This is a genomic window from Paraburkholderia sp. IMGN_8 (assembly GCF_038050405.1).
GTDB lineage: Bacteria > Pseudomonadota > Gammaproteobacteria > Burkholderiales > Burkholderiaceae > Paraburkholderia.
The window spans coordinates 3,190,275-3,207,639 of sequence record NZ_CP150900.1 but is presented as its reverse complement, the minus strand read 5'-3'; the positions used below and the strand labels follow the sequence as shown (position 1 = coordinate 3,207,639).

The 17,365-nt window shown below is 60.0% G+C and carries 15 protein-coding genes, 1 tRNA gene and 3 pseudogenes; 13 read left to right on the top strand and 6 right to left on the bottom strand.

Annotated elements, in window-relative coordinates; all coding sequences use genetic code 11:
- Positions 1–566 precede the first annotated feature (566 nt).
- The 4 genes from acs (at position 567) to WN982_RS14650 (ending at position 5,147) form a co-directional block, all read left to right on the top strand.
- On the top strand, positions 567–2,549 hold the full coding sequence (acs, locus tag WN982_RS14665; RefSeq protein ID WP_341312687.1) for an acetate--CoA ligase: 1,983 nt from the start codon (positions 567–569) through the stop codon (positions 2,547–2,549).
- Between the two features lie 64 nt (positions 2,550–2,613).
- Positions 2,614–2,973, top strand: coding sequence for a DUF4212 domain-containing protein (locus WN982_RS14660; RefSeq protein ID WP_341312686.1), 360 nt, complete (start codon positions 2,614–2,616; stop codon positions 2,971–2,973).
- Between the two features lie 4 nt (positions 2,974–2,977).
- Positions 2,978–4,996, top strand: a complete 2,019-nt coding sequence (locus WN982_RS14655; RefSeq protein ID WP_341312685.1) for a sodium:solute symporter family protein — start codon at positions 2,978–2,980, stop codon at positions 4,994–4,996.
- Between the two features lie 60 nt (positions 4,997–5,056).
- A tRNA-Ser gene (locus WN982_RS14650) sits at positions 5,057–5,147 on the top strand.
- Positions 5,148–5,769: 622 nt separating this feature from the next.
- On the opposite strand, the gene WN982_RS14645 is transcribed toward WN982_RS14650, so the two are convergent.
- Positions 5,770–7,311, bottom strand: coding sequence for an EAL domain-containing protein (locus WN982_RS14645; protein WP_341312684.1), 1,542 nt, complete (start codon positions 7,309–7,311; stop codon positions 5,770–5,772).
- A 511-nt stretch (positions 7,312–7,822) separates the two neighbouring features.
- Between WN982_RS14645 and WN982_RS14640 the strand changes: the two genes are divergently transcribed.
- Both WN982_RS14640 and WN982_RS14635 read left to right on the top strand, forming a co-directional pair.
- A complete protein-coding gene (locus WN982_RS14640; RefSeq protein ID WP_341312683.1) occupies positions 7,823–8,140 on the top strand; it encodes a hypothetical protein in 318 nt (105 codons plus the stop codon).
- Positions 8,141–8,307: 167 nt separating this feature from the next.
- Positions 8,308–8,568, top strand: coding sequence for a transcriptional regulator (locus WN982_RS14635; RefSeq protein WP_341312682.1), 261 nt, complete (start codon positions 8,308–8,310; stop codon positions 8,566–8,568).
- A gap of 292 nt (positions 8,569–8,860) precedes the next feature.
- Here the strand turns inward: WN982_RS14635 and WN982_RS14630 are convergent.
- Positions 8,861–9,226, bottom strand: a pseudogene (locus tag WN982_RS14630) (helix-turn-helix domain-containing protein); the annotation flags it as partial.
- 322 nt (positions 9,227–9,548) lie between these two features.
- Between WN982_RS14630 and WN982_RS14625 the strand changes: the two are divergent.
- From WN982_RS14625 to WN982_RS14605, 5 genes and pseudogenes are all read left to right on the top strand, one after another.
- The gene (locus tag WN982_RS14625) at positions 9,549–9,836 is read left to right on the top strand and encodes a DUF1488 domain-containing protein (RefSeq protein WP_341312681.1); all 288 of its coding nucleotides are present in this window, start codon (positions 9,549–9,551) and stop codon (positions 9,834–9,836) included.
- Between the two features lie 391 nt (positions 9,837–10,227).
- Positions 10,228–10,362 carry an entericidin A/B family lipoprotein gene (locus WN982_RS14620; protein WP_115105822.1) on the top strand — a complete coding sequence of 45 codons (135 nt, stop codon included), beginning with the start codon at positions 10,228–10,230 and terminating at the stop codon, positions 10,360–10,362.
- A 546-nt stretch (positions 10,363–10,908) separates the two neighbouring features.
- Positions 10,909–11,146 (top strand): annotated as a pseudogene (locus tag WN982_RS14615) (hypothetical protein).
- 135 nt (positions 11,147–11,281) lie between these two features.
- The gene (locus WN982_RS14610; RefSeq protein WP_341312680.1) at positions 11,282–11,440 is read left to right on the top strand and encodes a hypothetical protein; all 159 of its coding nucleotides are present in this window, start codon (positions 11,282–11,284) and stop codon (positions 11,438–11,440) included.
- Between the two features lie 327 nt (positions 11,441–11,767).
- The gene (locus tag WN982_RS14605; RefSeq protein ID WP_115105828.1) at positions 11,768–11,974 is read left to right on the top strand and encodes a hypothetical protein; all 207 of its coding nucleotides are present in this window, start codon (positions 11,768–11,770) and stop codon (positions 11,972–11,974) included.
- Between the two features lie 833 nt (positions 11,975–12,807).
- Here the strand turns inward: WN982_RS14605 and WN982_RS14600 are convergent.
- The 3 genes from WN982_RS14600 to WN982_RS14590 all read right to left on the bottom strand — a co-directional run bounded on the left by WN982_RS14600 (position 12,808) and on the right by WN982_RS14590 (position 13,908).
- The gene (locus WN982_RS14600) at positions 12,808–13,014 is read right to left on the bottom strand and encodes a hypothetical protein (RefSeq protein WP_341312679.1); all 207 of its coding nucleotides are present in this window, start codon (positions 13,012–13,014) and stop codon (positions 12,808–12,810) included.
- 128 nt (positions 13,015–13,142) lie between these two features.
- A complete protein-coding gene (locus tag WN982_RS14595; RefSeq protein WP_341312678.1) occupies positions 13,143–13,592 on the bottom strand; it encodes a type II toxin-antitoxin system HicB family antitoxin in 450 nt (149 codons plus the stop codon).
- Positions 13,593–13,635: 43 nt separating this feature from the next.
- On the bottom strand, positions 13,636–13,908 hold the full coding sequence (locus WN982_RS14590; RefSeq protein ID WP_341312677.1) for a hypothetical protein: 273 nt from the start codon (positions 13,906–13,908) through the stop codon (positions 13,636–13,638).
- A 719-nt stretch (positions 13,909–14,627) separates the two neighbouring features.
- Here WN982_RS14590 and flhD point away from each other — a divergent pair.
- Positions 14,628–14,930 (top strand): flagellar transcriptional regulator FlhD, encoded by a 303-nt coding sequence (gene flhD, locus WN982_RS14585; protein WP_341312676.1) that lies wholly within the window; start codon positions 14,628–14,630, stop codon positions 14,928–14,930.
- A gap of 220 nt (positions 14,931–15,150) precedes the next feature.
- On the opposite strand, the pseudogene WN982_RS14580 reads toward flhD, so the two are convergent.
- A pseudogene (locus WN982_RS14580) lies at positions 15,151–15,294 on the bottom strand (IS6 family transposase); the annotation flags it as partial.
- A 543-nt stretch (positions 15,295–15,837) separates the two neighbouring features.
- On the opposite strand from WN982_RS14580, the gene WN982_RS14575 reads away from it, so the two are divergent.
- Positions 15,838–17,244: a sensor domain-containing diguanylate cyclase gene (locus WN982_RS14575; RefSeq protein ID WP_341312675.1), complete on the top strand. Its 1,407-nt coding sequence runs from the start codon at positions 15,838–15,840 to the stop codon at positions 17,242–17,244.
- Positions 17,245–17,365 lie beyond the last annotated feature (121 nt).

Genomic DNA, 17,365 nt, shown 5'->3' with positions numbered 1-17,365 from the left:
CGGCGCGGTGTACGGCCCGGGCGGGCCGGAAAACTCGCGCCAGGCGCGCTATTGTACAGTGCCTCCTGAATTTGCCGTGACGGCGCGGGCGGGATCGAGGTAATGAGAAGCAGGGAGTAGCGATTCAAGCTGGAATCGGGACGGCTAGTTCAGTTAGCATTGTAAAAGGGCGCGTTCGCTAGCGTAAAGGCGCGACGCCGATGCTGTCCTCGAGCCGCGATGCTTGTGCGTGGCAAGTCGGCGGTACAAGAGTGCCATAACGCGTAGCATCGACCTGCCTGCCCATACATGTGCGCTCTGTGCGTTCATGTAAGTGGCCGGTAAGTTGCAAAGCTTATCTTGGCTGCGAGAGCAGGCATTTCGCTGAGTGCGCATCCATGCTGCACTGCCGCACGGGTTGCATATAGGTTGTATGTTCAAACGGATGGCCTGCTGCGCTTCGACCTATGCGGTCGGGGCACGAGGGTTGGAGACAAGGCGCCGCGCTTCGCGGCGTCACCATGACATGGCGCGTCACAGGCGCGCCGGCACAGGTTTTACGTTTCATCTTCACCAAGGGGTTGTCGATGTCTGCGATTGAATCGGTTCTTCAGGAACGCCGCGTTTTCCCGCCCTCCGCTGAAGTAGCGGCTGGTGCGACGATCTCCGGCATGGACGCGTACCGGGCACTTGCCGCCGAAGCGGAACGCGATTACGAAGGTTTCTGGGGGCGCCTCGCCCGCGAGACGCTAAGCTGGCACAAGCCCTTCACGAAAGTGCTCGACGAATCGAATGCGCCGTTCTACACGTGGTTCGAAGACGGCCAACTCAACGCTTCGTATAACAGCATCGACCGTCACGTCGAAGCGGGCAACGGCGAGCGCCTCGCGGTGATCTTCGAAGCCGATGACGGCACCGTCACCAACGTCACCTACAAAGATCTGCTGCAACGCGTGTCGCGCTTTGCGAACGCACTGAAGAAGCGTGGCGTGAAAAAGGGTGACCGCGTTGTGATCTACATGCCGATGTCGGTCGAAGGCGTCGTCGCGATGCAGGCCTGCGCGCGCATCGGCGCGACTCATTCGGTGGTGTTCGGCGGCTTCTCGTCGAAGTCGCTGAACGAGCGTCTGGTGGATGTGGGCGCGGTCGCGCTCGTCACCTCCGACGAACAGATGCGCGGCGGCAAGGCGCTGCCGCTGAAGAGCATCGCCGACGAAGCCATCGCCATGGGCGGCTGCGAAGCGGTCAAGAGCGTGATCGTCTACCAGCGGACCGGCGGCAAGATTGCATGGCACGAAGGCCGCGACCTGTGGATGCATGAACTCACGCAGGCCGAATCGGATCAATGCGCGCCCGAGTGGGTCGGCGCCGAGCATCCGCTCTTCATCCTCTATACGTCCGGTTCGACCGGCAAACCGAAGGGCGTGCAGCACAGCACCGGCGGCTTGCTGCTGTGGGCCGCGCAGACCCTGAAGTGGACCTTCGACTGGAAGCCCACCGATGTGTTCTGGTGTACCGCCGACATCGGCTGGATCACCGGCCATAGCTACATCGCGTACGGACCGTTGACGCTTGGCGGCACCCAGGTCGTGTTCGAAGGCGTGCCGACCTATCCGAACGCCGGCCGCTTCTGGGACATGATCGCGAAGCACAAGGTCTCGCTGTTCTATACGGCGCCGACGGCGATCCGCTCGCTGATCAAGGCCGCCGAAGCGGACGCGAAGGTGCATCCGAAGAGCTATGACCTGTCGACGCTGCGCGTGATCGGCACGGTCGGCGAGCCGATCAATCCGGAAGCGTGGGTCTGGTATCACGAGAATGTCGGCGGCGGCCGTTGCCCGATCGTCGATACGTGGTGGCAAACCGAAACGGGCGGCCACATGATCACGCCGCTGCCGGGCGCCACACCGTTGGTGCCGGGTTCGTGCACGCTGCCGCTGCCGGGCATCATGGCAGCGGTGGTCGACGAAACCGGCCAGGACGTGCCGAACGGGCAGGGCGGCATTCTGGTGGTCAAGCGCCCGTGGCCGTCGATGCTGCGCAACGTGTGGGGCGATCCGGACCGCTACAAGAAGAGCTACTTCCCCGAAGAACTCGGCGGCAAGCTGTATCTCGCCGGCGACGGCGCGGTGCGCGACAAGGAAACCGGTTACTTCACGATCATGGGCCGCATCGACGACGTGCTTAACGTGTCGGGGCACCGCCTCGGCACAATGGAGATCGAGTCGGCGCTGGTGTCGAACCCGCTCGTCGCTGAGGCAGCCGTGGTCGGACGTCCTGACGATACCACCGGCGAAGCCGTGTGCGCGTTCGTCGTGCTCAAGCGCGCGCGTCCGGAAGGCGAGGAAGCGGTGAAGCTCGCCAACGAATTGCGCGCGTGGGTCGGCAAGGAGATCGGTCCGATCGCCAAGCCGAAGGACATTCGCTTCGGCGAGAACCTGCCGAAGACGCGTTCGGGCAAGATCATGCGCCGCCTGTTGCGCTCGCTCGCGAAGGGCGAGGCCATCACGCAGGATGTGTCGACGCTGGAGAACCCGGCGATTCTCGATCAACTCGGCGAGTCGCTGTGAGTCTCGAAGCCACCGCGCGGACAATCCCGATTGCCTGCCCGGTGGCTTTTTGATACATAGGCGCATGGCCGCGCCGCATCACTCCTCTCACGCTACGCTCAATCCCGCGCCCGAACCGCCTGCGGTCTCGGCAGCGATGGCGAGCGCGCATCAGAAGTACTGGCGTTTCAACCTCGCGTTGATCGCTACGTTGATGACCTTGGGCTTCGTCGTGTCGTTCGGCGTGCCGCTGGTGGCACCGGCGTTGGCGCAGGTGCGCATCGGCGGCTTCAGATTGCCGTTCTACTTCGGCGCGCAAGGGGCGATTCTCGTGTACGTTGCGTTGATCGTCGTCTATATCGTGCTGATGCAGCGCGCCGACCGCCGGCTGCAACGCGCATTCGATACCGACGCTAGCGCCGATTCCACCGTGCGCGGAAACTGAGCCGATGAAGCTCACGCATCGGCTGGTCCGCTCGTACGCGTTCTACACGCTCGGCTTCCTGTTGTTCATCTATGTGATGTGGCGCATCGAGCGCACCACCGGCCCCGGCATCTGGATCGGCTATGTGTTCCTGTTCGTGCCGATCGCGGTGTATGCGGTGATCGGGTTGCTGTCACGCACGTCCGATCTGGTCGAATACTACGTAGCGGGGCGGCGCGTGCCGTCCGCCTTCAACGGCATGGCGACCGCCGCCGACTGGCTGTCCGCAGCGTCGTTCATCGGTTTGGCCGGTTCGATCTACGCGACCGGCTACGACGGCCTTGCGTACGTGATGGGCTGGACCGGCGGCTATTGCCTCGTCGCGTTTCTGCTTGCGCCATACGTGCGCAAGCTCGCGCGCTACACGATTCCCGACTTTCTCGGCACGCGGTTTTCGAGCAACGCCGTGCGTGGACTTGCTGCGTTAGCGGCGATCCTGTGCTCGTTCGTCTATCTGGTCGCGCAGATTCAGGGCGTCGGCTTGATTGCGACGCGTTTTATCGGCGTGGACTTCGCCGTCGGCATTTTCTGCGGACTGGCGGGCATTCTGGTGTGCTCGTTTCTGGGTGGTATGCGTGCCGTGACCTGGACCCAGGTCGCGCAATACATCATCCTGATCGCGGCGATTCTGATTCCAGTGTCGATGATCGCGCATAAGGACGGCCTCGGCTGGGTACCGCAGTTCAATTACGGCCGCTTGATGGCGCGCGTTGAAGTATTGGAGAAGCAGGTGCGTGACGCGCCGCTCGAGCAGACCGTCCGCGACGACTATCGGCGGCGCGCCGCGCTGATGCAGACGCGCCTCGACGCCCTGCCGCAATCGTTCGTCGACGAGAAGCGGCGGCTCACACAGGAAGTGGCGGACTTGCGGCGCCATAACGGCCCGCTGCGCGAGATCAAGGAGCGCGAGCGGGCGCTCGAACAGTTTCCACGCGATGCCGCCGCCGCGCAGATCGTCTGGACCCAGCGACGTGACGAGATGCTGATGCGTGCCGCCGCACCGGTGCCGATGCACGAACCGTTTCCTACCGCGAGCGATGAGGATCGGCGCACCCATGAGCGCAATTTCCTGTCGCTGCTGTTGTGTCTGTCGCTCGGCACGGCGAGCCTGCCTCACATCCTGACGCGCTACAACACGACGACCTCGGTGGCCTCCGCGCGACGCTCGGTCGGCTGGACACTGCTCTTCGTCGCGCTGTTTTATCTAACGGTGCCGGTGCTCGCCGTGCTGATCAAGTACGAGATGCTGACCAACGTAGTAGGTCATCACTTTGCCGATTTGCCACAATGGCTGACGCAATGGAGCAAGGTCGAGCCGAGTCTGATCAGCCTCGCCGATACGAACGGCGACGGCATCGTGCGCTGGAGCGAGATCCAGATGCAGCCGGACATGGTGGTGCTGGCTGCGCCCGAGATCGCGGGGCTGCCGTATGTGATGTCCGGGCTGATCGCGGCGGGCGCGCTGGCGGCGGCGCTTTCGACCGCGGATGGTCTGCTGCTGACGATCGCCAACGCGTTATCGCACGATGTCTACTATCACATGGTCGATCCGTCGGCATCGAGCCAGCGGCGTGTGACGATCTCGAAGATTCTGCTGCTGGGGGTGGCGCTGTTCGCGTCGTATGTGGCGTCGCTGAATACGGGGAATATTCTGTTTCTGGTGGGCGCGGCGTTTTCGCTGGCGGCGTCGAGCCTGTTTCCGGTGCTGGTGCTGGGCGTGTTCTGGAAGCGCACCACGCGTCTGGGCGCCGTAGCGGGAATGGTGGCGGGGCTGGTGGTGTGCATTTACTACATCGTTGCGACATATCCGTTCTTCACGCAGATGACGGGCTTCGCGGGCGCGCGGTGGTTCGGGATCGAACCGATCAGCTCGGGCGTGTTCGGCGTGCCGGCCGGGTTTCTGGTGGCGATCGGCGTGAGTTTGATCGACCGGAAACCGGATGCTTATACGCGGGCGCTGGTGGACTATATCCGGCATCCGTAGACCGGTTTGCGCACGGGAGTGGCGCAGGGCCCGAAGTTTGCTATAATTCGGCTCCCCGCCGGAGAGATGGATGAGCGGTTTAAGTCGCACGCCTGGAAAGCGTGTATAGGTTAATAACCTATCCGGGGTTCGAATCCCCGTCTCTCCGCCAGGACACCAATGCAATGAATACGGGCCTCTCGGCCCGTTTTTCATTTCTACCCGCCAAAGAACCCGCCAAACTCCGAAGTGTTGTTCCTGAGCATCAGACGGCACTACGCGTGACTAGGTGGCGATCATTCCAACGGTACCGAAAACGGTACTGCTTGCGCACCAAGCCTCCCAAAAACGGCACCCGTTGGTTAGCCTTAGTCTCAACCTAAGGCCGCACCAATGCCTACCTTGGGTGCAAGCATCCGTTAGCAGTTGCTAGCAGGTTGATATCACGCTGATATCAGATGCTCGAAGTATCCTACAAGCATTCCTTGAAGCATCTTCGTTGCATCGCGTTGCATCGCGTTGCATCGCGTTGCATCGCGTTGCACACGCCTTTGCCCATCGTCGCAAACTGTAGGAGGCTGTGTGAAAACGCGAAAGCACTCGGTGTTCGGGTGTCGTTTTACCCGTCCCGAGTTGCTGCCAAGCCAATACAGCGCGATCTGAAGGGGCGATTTTTGAGAAAGCCGCATTCAGCGTGCGTTTTCACACAGCCTCGACTCGGAGCGGCCTATTGAACCGTGGTGTCCAAAGTCTGCTTGTCAGCCGCAAACCGGACAGGCGTGGGCGGCAGTTAGTTACCGGTGTTCCTGCAGCCTTGATGCGAGTTGTTCGGCTCGCAGTGGTCTCTGATAGAGGTATCCCTGACCAAACAGCACACCCACATCCTGCAGCGCCTGATGCTGAGCCTCGGTTTCCACACCTTCGGCGATGACCTGCAAGCCGAAGTGCCTGGCCATGGCCACAATGCCTTTGATAAGTTCGGCACCGCCTGTATCGACCTGACTCACAAACTGGCGGTCAATTTTTATGAAGTCGAAAGGAAACCGTCCCAGAAGATCGAGGTTGCTGTTGTGTGTACCGAAGTCGTCGATCGCGAATTTGATTCCCTGTGTCCTGAGGGTCCTGAAGATGGCCGCGGTATGGACGCTTTTATCGAGAAGAAACCGTTCAGTCAGCTCCAGAGTAAGACTGACGCCTTGCGGCAGTCTGCTGCTCACGGCCAGGACTTCCGCGACGAAGCCTTTCCTTCCCAGGTCTCTTGGCGAGATGTTGACCGCGACGCGCAACGGCGGCATTGGCGCGTGACGGCTCATGTCCGCCACTACCGTGCGCAGCACGAATCTCGTCACAGCCGCATGAAGCGTGCTGGACTCGACCTCGCTCATGAACAAAGCGGGACTGACGGGCCCCCACTTCGGGTGATGCCATCGTAACAGGGCTTCAACTCCAACTGCGTAGCGACTGGCGAGGTCTACCACTGGTTGATAGACGACGTGAAACTCGTCCTGCCGCAACGCGCGATGAACTGCCGCGAGAAGCAGACGGCGTGGCGCAAACACTAGGAGATATGCGGCCGCAATAAGTATGTCCAGCAGTACACCGGCAGCACCAAAAATAAGCCCATACTTCCAGCGCATCTGCGAAACAAATTCCGCCGACGGGGACACCATGATGGAAAGCGGCCACGCGCTGGATGCAACGCGCATCGCGTAAACGGGTGGGGACTTCGAGAGCGGCACGAACGCACCATCGTCGGTCAGAAGCGCCACTCCCGCGATTGACAGAGCAGCATACTGCGCACCGTATCTGACGCCGTGGGAGAGAGCATCCGCAATATAGTCGCCATCGATAATGTACAGAATGCCCGTGCCCTTGCCCGTTGCATCGAACATCACAAGGACCGGCTCATTTGGGTGGTATGGGGTCTGCGGAAGAAGGTTGATACTGGCACCCGCGGCGCTCGACGTCAGATAGACGGATAACGGAACGTCGATCGGTCCCAGGCCGGAGGAACAATAAACGCGTCCGTCGACCACGAGATTCGCTCCGCGAATGTACGGGATGTAGGTCTGCAACTTCGACAGGGGACGCAGGACATCCCCACACGGTCGTCCCGCGAGCGCCGCCAGTTCGGTTCGACGGCGCGACCTGACGAGATTCAGGATACTGTCGACGGACGCAACCAGATCGTTGCCAATCAGACGTTCACGCGTGGCCAACGCGCTAGCCGCGTACTGCTCGCCAAGCAGAAGGGCGGTCAGCAGGACGACAACGCCGCAACCGATTGCGATGAGTAGCGAGAGGCGCAGCTTTACCCCGCGCCAGTCGGTAATCAAGCTGCTGAACCACCCACTGGGCATCGTCTCGCCGACAGCTTCCGATGTGTCATGCATAGTCGCGTGAGGTAAAAGGAGTGAACTGGCGGCATCCGAAACGGATGTCTGGTATAGCCGGTGTGTTCGTATCTTAAGACGAATTTGTCAAGCATGTTATTGCGAACGGGCCGGCGGGGTGGGTGCCATAAAATCAGAGTGCGCGTCCTTCTTAACGTCCGGACGCCTCGTCGACGACGGAGAAGATGATCCTATGGCGCTTTTGCTGCGCTCGGCGAGCGTTCGCTTTGGCCCACGGCAAGCGGAAAATTAAAACATCGTCGACCAGGGTCACTTGTCCGTCCGCGAGCGGACATTTGCGAAACTTTCCTAGATGATCCGACCTGGCCGCCTGTTGCCTGTCGTTGCAACTGCATCCGGTCCCTTTCAAGAGCGGGCACAAGCGCCCTGCTACTACGGCTTTCATGGTTGCAATGGGGCTACACTGAAAGAGCAATCGAAGCAGGAGAAAGCCATGACAAACTCTGACCCTACAAGCACCTTCCGAGGGCTGCCGCTTACCGCGGAACAGGACGCGGAAGTAAGACACTACATAAAGGTCCGAACGCAGCGTGGCCTGCCGTGGGATACATCTGAACTGAACGCGATGCTCAAAGACATGCTGCAGCCCCCAGGTGACGGCAACGACGAATTCGATGCCCCGGCAGACGAAACGAAAGCTGCCGCCGAGCGCGCAATGGCGTCGGTTGACGAAGCGTTGGAACCCATCGAGGCGAGCGAGGAACGGAACGCGGCCATGGAGTCGGAAAGCATGAAAGGGCCCAGGCGATAGAACGGCAAGCAATAGTGACGTTTGCTTCCTGGCAGCACCGATACGGGGGCGATTACGACGCGTACCTCATGGGTGCGGTGCGCAGATTTCCACACTTGAGCGGGTGTCGTCGGTCCCCATAACGATAGGGCTCCACGACGTCTCCGTTGAACACAAGGGGGCCGAACATGCGGCTGATCGAACCGGATGAACACAAAAACTTTCTAGCGACCCTGGAGCGCAGTGGTTTGGCAGAAGGCGATTTCGCTCTTCTGGAAACAGATACGACGGACCCGAAAGGTGACGAGAACCTTGGTCTACAGGGCTACGTCACCATAGCCCGGCTATCGACGCAGGTTACGAAGGAATACGTGATCGGCGACGAAAGCGATTGGCTACAGCATTTCACGAAGGATCTCGAAGCGGGCGTCTTCAACAGGCCGGAATGAGAGTTCGAATGCTATCGAAGTGCAGGTGAAAGATGACCTGGCCACGCGGGTACTCGGACAAAAAGCGGCATATTCAAGCCGCACTCGGCAGAACAGCTTCGTCTCCGGCCCACCGGTTGGGTCTGGCCGGGCTGCGGCCGTCGGCACTGACGGCACTCGACTCGCAGCGGCCGTTTCAGTGATGTCGTGGGGCGGCGCAAAGCGGCCGCACAGCGGTCATTCGTTTGTCTTTGCTCACCATCCTGACCGTTGCATGAAATTGAATTTGCGCCGAGACAAGCTCACGCCATCTCTATAGCGCTTTCAAAGCGGGTAACAGCCGGTCGAATTCGCGCTTCACTCCGCCGTAACATTCGCACACACGCTTTTCGAGTCCCGGTCTGTCTAATACCTCGATGGGGTCGTGGCTGTTGCGGATCAGACCAGCTTCCTGCAGTTTCCGTGCGGCCCCGGTTACACCGGATCGGCGCACGCCCAGCATATTGGCAATCAGTTCCTGGGTCATTTTCATTTCGTTTGATGAGAGGCGATCGATGCTGAGCAGCCGACACCTGCTCAACTGCTGGTCAATCGAATGGTGTCGGCTACGCACGGCGGTCGTCGCCATCCGCGTGATCAGCGCCTGCGTATAGCGGAGCAAAGGGCGCCGGACAAGCGACGGCGGTCGCCGTCCGAGCGAATTCTTCGAGGTCGACATGTATAAACGTTTCGGAAAACTGAACTCCAAGGGGTTCAGGTAAATAAAGACGTCGCTGCCAGCCAAAGGGTATACAGTGGAGACACTGGTCGCCCATGAGCGACCTCCAGCTTCGGGGCCCCATCATGCGATCGCAACTCAAACCTGCTTCGGCTGCAATTGGCAGCGAGAGCGAGTACGCCGTCGAACGCAGGACGCGTGCTCATGTACTCGACACAGCGGATGCTCTGAGAGCAGAGAAAAGACGCGTCGCTTACGCCACAATCGACTCCAACGCCAGTAAGTGGCGCTACTCGGCCGTGTGCGCGAAAAGCTGATTGCCGTGCTTCAATTTCCCAACCCCAGCCGTAGCTACGATGCCTCCCGACATTGCGTGTGTTTCTGGGGGTACGACAATTCGCGTGAAATCACCTTCATGGTCGACGACGCCATGCTCAGAAATCTGCAACCTGGCGTTGGATCCGACGAGCGGTCAGTGCTTGGTGCCTTTGACGCGTTACGCGAAAAGGTTCTCGAAATCGCAAAGAAGCAGTATGTCGGCGGTCCGCAGAATCGATATTCGATTTCATGAGCTGCAGACCTGTCGCGAGAATGCTCCGGGTCTGCCAATTCCCGGCTTCCTGGAGCGCCGCACACCTTTAAGGGGGCGACGCCGCTTGGCTTCTGATGGCGATCACGGGGGGCCATCATCGCCTGTGCTGCATTTAGAGCAAGGGAGCCTGAATCGGCCGTTCGTCCAAACGCCAGCTCAGCAGCAGCGGCCAGGTGCAGCGGTCATTTGTGCCACCGTTCAGGCGGGATTGCGAAGCGAGCGTGGATTCGACGCCGTAGTTGGCCAACGTCTCGCCTACGATAAGACTCGTACGGAGGATCTGCACTGGCCCGGATAGGTGCACAGCGCCCATGCATGTGCCGGCTCGCCACCGCCTGCCGCCGCCAAAAATCTGTGAAAGGAGGACAACATGACGCGACTCATTGCTCTGTTTCTGATCGCCTGTACGGCTCTCCTCGCGGGCTGCAACACCATTGCGGGTGCGGGCGAAGACATTTCGAAGGGCGGCCAGGCCATCCATAATACGGCCGAGCAAGCCAAATAGCCGACGCTTGAGCTAAGGGCCAGCGGTTCGACATTGTGCTCTACGTCCAGTACACGTTTGCCAGATAGTGGCGAATACTCGCGGTGCCAGGCAACAGACAACAGCCTTGTGCGGGCCGAAAACAGCAGCTCACGTGGCCAAATCGGCGCTCGCGCCACGAGATCACGGGTTCGCTGCGTGCCGGGTGTCAACCTCGCGCTGGAGGAATCCGCCTGCGACGAAGGGTCAGCGCCTTGACGCAATCTCACTGTGCGCGTGCGGCGCTTGCCTGGAGTCACCCACTCGGGATCGAAGTCTGATTCCACCGCTCGTCGCGATGAACTGAATTCATCGGATGACATCGGCAAGCGGATGCCATGTTCGGGTTGTGACGCTGCTGGACCTTACCTGCGGCAAACTCAAGAGCCAGATTGTTTCTGACGTGGATCTCGCGCCAGCGGCCGCCGCGCGAGATGCGGGCGATGTGCGCCTGAGGGCGATGGTCGAGAAAGACATCCCGCCCATTGATTTGCCCGTCTTGCGGCGGTGCTGGAACCGGAGATCTTCATGCAACGAACCGTTAATTATCGCGGATTCGAGATTCACGTGGATCTGCTGCCCACGTCGGCGGACATGTTCGATGTCTGGTTTCGCATTGAAGGACCCATCAAGCCCCCGGGGTGGTGGCGCTCGGCGAGCGCATCAAGATACGAGGCGGTCCGTTTTCGCGCCGCTGGGGGCCTACCTTGTTTCGGAGATCGCCGGCCAGGCCGCTGTTGACGTCATCCTTGGACCCGCTGAGTAGCGGCGCACCTGTATCGCACTATGCAGCTGCGCGACAAGGTTCGCACGAAACAAGGAGCGTTGAATGAAGATGGCTCCTGCTATTTCTCTGGTCACCTAAAATATAAGCATGGTTCTGACCTCAAAGGAGGCTGCCATGAGCCAGTCAATGATCAGTTTTGTAGTGGGGATCGTGGTGGTGCTGTGCGTCGCGATATTTGCCGCGGTACGGTACGGCCGGGAACACAGGGACGCGCCGGTTGCCCGTTGGCTGGACACGCATCCGATTCGCGATTGGCTGCACCATAAGCACTGAGTGATTCAACATGATATTTAGAAGCGCTGGCGCGCGCGTGCTATTTCTCTATCGCGCGGTCTGTCGCCTGATGTAAAGCGAGAACAGATTGAAAAGGATGATATGACGTACGCATTGTGGGGCATCGCGGTCGGGTTGGCACTGATGTTCGGCGTGTCGCTGCGGCGATACAGGCGCAGCGTTCTGCGGAAGCGGGAAATCCGTTGGATGGGTGAACATCATGTATTGGACAGGCTACGCAAGCAATTGGGATTGTCGCTCCAGAAATGACACGCGCTGGGCAGATTGGCAGGTTGCAAAGACTGTTTTTTTGGAGGAGTTGGCGAAATGACCATGAATTACGCAGGTAGGTCGCACGATGAAGCCGTGGCAGCGCGGCACGGGCAGAAGCAAAAGGCACAGGAACAGGCAGGCGGCGAAATGGCGATAGAAGGGACGGAGGCCGACGCGGAGCATAGTTGCGGCGAGCTCTCCGAGCGGGGAAAGCAGGTATGGCGAAGTGGAAGCGGGATCAACGGTGGGGGAAAGGAGTGATATGGTCTCGGTGATCTGATGCGATACGGGCGGAAATTCACTTAGCCCGCCGTCGTGAGCAGGCCCCATTCCGCTACTCCAGTACCATTGGACCCGACCCGTCTACGCGGTCTTGAGTGGCGTCACCGCAGCACCCCCGCTACATCAGTCATGTCTGCGAGTGCTGCACCGTGATGAAGCGGGAATTCGAGCGCCTGTTGCCGGATTTGAAGACGCTGTGACCGAGACGTAAGCGCGGCGCGGTTCATTCCGGTGGCCGTCGGGCGGTGACCTTGCCTGATATCAATGCGCGCTCGACTTCATCGAATACGTTAAGCAGTCGGGTTACGCGCCTGGTTCCACCGGGAAGCCGACCCTGTCGTGTCGATAGCGACGAAACACGACCCCGCCAGTACGATAGCGCGAGCGGATTTCCGTGCACAAGTAACGGAATGATCCGTTCGAGATGCGTCGGGTCTCTTTCGAATTGGTCGCTTGAGATCGGGATCCTTGCAGAATTGATTTGGTGTCACGGATCAAGTCTGTACCGGCCGGGCTGACATATCTGCGCGCTATACCGTACAGGGTGTGGGGCGCTCCGAACTTGTCACACGAGCCGCGGGTGGCTTCACGCGTGCGGCTTCACGTCGAGTCCATGCTGCCTCGCCTGGATCGCGATATGGCACCGTACCCGTTCTTCTCATACCTGCGCCAGCGGATCTGACTTCCGAGTTCCCGTTAGGGCCCTCGTGCCGGGACAATGCCGCGCTACAGAAAAAAACCGACGCTTCGCCGGTTCTTCCGCTTCCGCTGTCTCAGGGCGGAACAATATCTTCCTTATGAGTCACCGACGTTCAAGGTCGCATAAAGCCGCTTCCAGCACCCAGCCATTTTCTTGCGTGCCTGACCCATTGCTTCGGCGCTCTGTTTTGAGTCTCTTCGACGATTGGCTTTTCATTTTCCGGGGCCGCCGGCATGCCATCATCCGTTGCATTCGCTGCGGCCTCTCTCTTTCTCCTGCTTTCTGCCAGTTCTTCGGCATTTACCTGGTCATCGATCATGATGCACTCCTACTGTGGAAAAAACTGGTTCGCCAACAGGCGGTTGGCGCCGCCCTCGATAGTCGGGACGACGCGACACATCGTAAGTTCGGGTTTGATTCCTGACGCCCGTCGTAGCGCTAGCTATGTCATCCGTCCACGAACACCCACTGGGAAACCGGCGTACAGGACAATTGCCCTTCGTCTCGGTTCTCAAGTTCGTGTACGACAGCCAGCGTAATGAACGTGGAGCGCGTCAAGCGACGTTCTTTTGCTGCAGCATCGACTCGCTGAAGCAGACTCTGGGGCAGACTGAATTGAACGCTCACGGCTGTCGAGGTAACCCGCGCCAGATTGATCTCGATGAACATCCAGATCCCACGGCCATTGTCCATGTCGAGCGATTGCAATTCCGACGTACTGCAGGTGGGAGCGGGTATGAGTTGCTCGCTGCGGTCGTACATCAATTCGACAACCTCCTGCGCGTTGCGTTTCAGTTCATCGAACGAATGGCCACGCGCAGCGGCTCGGGGAAAATCGGGAAAACTGGCACGAAAGCCGGTATCGCCGTCGCGGTGCACATAAAGCGGATATTGCATGACCTGCTCCACTCGAGCTGTGGACTAACTGGCATTCGGCGTGTCAGAGTCCGGTCGCCTCAACCTTGCCATCAACGATGTCTTTGCCGTATTGCACCGCGAGGTCGATGGCGTCGTCCGCGGTGGTGGGACTTACCGTGTCGAACAACGTTGCATAGCGCCGGGCCTTGACCTCGCTGGACGGTATGGTGTCGATTCGCACGATCGATGAGAACTGCCTCGGACCTTTGGCATACGGGGCACGATGCAGCGGGAATACCTGATGAGAGTACGCACGTAGCTCGTACCCTCTGTATTCGATGGTGGGAATGGTCATGATGGCGCGCGCTCCTTAAGCGCTACTGACCGTCATGGAATCATGCCTGTCCGGATGCGAAAAAAGGGCGGCCAGGTACATCGGGATCATTTCACCATGCGCTAAATACTGTCGAAAAGCAAACTAAATCGTGACGGGACGAAGGGGGACGCTGGCGTCTAGCCGGCTTCCCCGCGACGACCTGCTCATGCAGGGCATCGTTTTCGTGCTTGCACGCGAGCCGCGCATCGCTATTGCCTACGCAATGTCGGGTACCGCGGCACCCGGCGTCCGAGTGCCGGCCGCGAGCCGGATTATGGCTGGTGGCACAGGCAGGTCACAGGTAGGCCACAGGCAGGCCACTGGCTCTGAATGTTGCAGCCTCGTGGTCGAGGTCAAACAGCTCACTGATGCGGGCGAGCGTAGCCATCCAGTTGAAAGCGCCGGCCGGGGCATTGTGTAAACGCGCCATGTCATCGTGGCTATGCTCACGTCTGGTATTCGGGGGCCGGCCTGTGGTCCGCCAAGCGAGGCGGGACGCGGCAGGGCAGCGCAGTGCGCGGGTAGGGAGTTCCTTACGGAAATTTTCGCATCGGCCTAACGCAATTTCTGGGAGTCCTGATGGCGAGGCGCCCACGGCGTGTCTAGTATCCACGTACGGCGACAGTTGTTGCGTCTGTACGCTGCGCCGTGCCTTCACAGCAGAGACGATCCGGCCGGTATCACGGGAGGTGGTAGAAATGGAGCACGACACACACCGCTTGATACACGAGATGAACCTCTCCTATCTTCTCCTGATCCAGCGCCTGCTCGTGGAAGACAAAGCCTCGGGCATGAGCAGTCTCGGCGTGTCGTCGGAGGTGGCCGACGTTCTGGTCGCGCTTTCGCTCAAAGAGATCGCGAGGCTCGCCTCTGTTTCGCAGATACTTTGCTCGTTCCGCTTTCATGATCACACGGTGCTGTCCGCGCTGACGCACACTCAGGTTGAGGTTGCTGTAATGGCGCGGCCGCCGGTGTGCAAGCCGGTCGGGCAATGCGCTTAAGCTGAAGCCATTTCTTCCCGGTCTTCACGACCCACCCCAATCTCCTGCGATGAACCTGCCTCACGCCAACAGGCCCATCGCCAACCTGAAACGTGGCCGTGTGGCCACGTCCCTATGCTCTAGCGCTCAGCTCCCCACGTCGTCGTGGACGAGTGCTCCCGTCCAAGGCTCTCCCTCGTGCCGAACCGTGTCGTCCCCCAAAGGGGACTTCCTTCGGGGCGTAACAGACAATCACACCGCGCTCGAACAGTAAATCTTCGATGTCACGAAGGCTGAGCTGGAACCGGAAATACCAGCGCACGGCGCAGCTGATGACTGCGGCGGGAAAACGATGACCGTGATAAAGCGAATTTGTTTTCTTCATCGCGCAATCTGACGTGACCACCCCGCCAACGTGACAGAGCCGTTTGCAATATGAGACAGAGAATAAAGGCTGTGTCCTGTTGATATGATGAATAGCTGCGTTCTCAAGGGCAAGCGATTAACGTTGCCACGGATGGCGCGAGAAAAGCAATATCCTTTCATTGCAACCATTGTTAAACATTTATGGCGTGATTTTCTCCGGTGTTAAAATCGCAAGAAGCGCTGCGATATAAAGATCGTCACGCGACGCCCCGTGCGTCATAATCCCACGTTCCGAGCCGCCATGGCGGCGCCAACCGCCTGTTGCGTTGTCTTCGGGCCAAAGCGGGAATCCACGCAGCTGTGCCGTCAAAGCACCTATCACGATCGATCGCGGCGTGACGACAAACCGCGCGAAAGAAGCACTCGACGAAGATGTTGGCGGTGATCCTCGGGGCAATCACTGCTTCAACCATTCCGGCGGCGGCCTACTGCGCCGGTGATCCCCGGCGCCTTTGCAAACCGTGACACGGCTATGCAGGCGCGATATTTAGGGGCATCCTCCATGCGGTCCTTGTCAGCCCAGCCGATTGCACGCACACATGTGGTGTTTGCATGCAGCCTTGCGGCACTGGTCATCGCCACCGGTCTGATCGTGTTGCCGCTCGCCAACCATCCGTTGCGTCCGCAACCGCTGGTCTTTCCGATCACGTACACCACGATTCTTGTCTGCAGTGCCGTCACTGCGTTCCTGCTGATGCTTCAGTTTAGCGCGACACGCCGGCGCGGCATGGTCATGCTGAGCAGCGCCTACGTCTTTCTGTTGACGATCGCCTTGCTGCAACTCCTCGCCATGCTGGGGATGACCGGCGTGTTTGGGGATCCTGGTGCCCAACCGTTGCCATGGCTATGGGTCGGCTTTCATGGCGGCTTCCCGCTGCTGGTCGCCGCGGCGCGATTCAGCCCCAACCGCAAGGAACGTCCCGCCCGGCCAGCGGCGGTTGTTGCGACGGCGATCGCAACACCGCTGTTGGTCGCAGCGGGACTCGGTGCAGTCATCACGCGCTACGCGCCTCACCTGCCCGCGCTCGTGATCAACGATACACGCACCGCTTTCTTCAGTACGGTTCTCGCGATGCTATGCGTGGAGGCGCTGCTGGTTCTGGTGGTAGTAATCCTCGCAGGCTTGCGCGACCGGGTGGATCTGTGGCTATGCATCACCCTGCTGGTCTATCTGGTCGACGATACGCTCGTCACCGCAACCCATGCCCGCTATACCGTCGGCTGGCTCGTTGCCGCCGTCATGGCAACATTTTCGCCCATCATCCTGCTGTGCACCCTGCTGTGGGAAGTCCGCAAGCTCTACCGGACGCTCATCACACTGAATGCGGAGCTACGGGAGCAGGCCTTTCACGACGGCCTCACCGGCGTGTTTTCGCGGCGGTATTTCGATCAGACGCTTCCGCTTGTCCTGCACGACAGGGGTGACGCGCGGCAACCGCTGTCCCTCATGCTCATCGACGTGGACCATTTCAAGACGTGCAATGACCTCTACGGTCATCCGGCGGGCGACCGGCTTCTCATCCGTCTCGCGCGCACGTTGAGCCAACATATTTCCCGTCCCGGGCAGTTCGTCGCGCGGTATGGCGGCGAAGAGTTCGCTGCTGTGCTGCCGCGGGTCGACTCCGCGCGAGCGGCCGTCATCGCCGAAGCGCTGCGGCAGGCGATCGAAGAAGACGGCGCCAACCACGACGGCGGTTCGGCGCCTACGCTGACCGTGAGCATCGGCGTCGCCTGTGTTCCCGCGTCGTACGAACCAGTCGAACTGGCGACGCTGGTAGGCATGGCGGACGAAGCGCTCTATGCCGCCAAGCGGGCCGGTCGCAACTGCGTGCGCGTGCATGTTCCCGATTCACATCCGTCCATCGCATCCGATCGTTCCGACATGTCGGCGGATATGGTCAGCGGATAGCCATCGTGCACCAGACTCTGTCACGTTGGCGGGGTGGTCACGTCAGATTGCGCGATGAAGAAAACAAAATCGCTTTATCACGGTCGTCGCTTTCCCGCCTGGCCTCGCATTACTGAGTCCG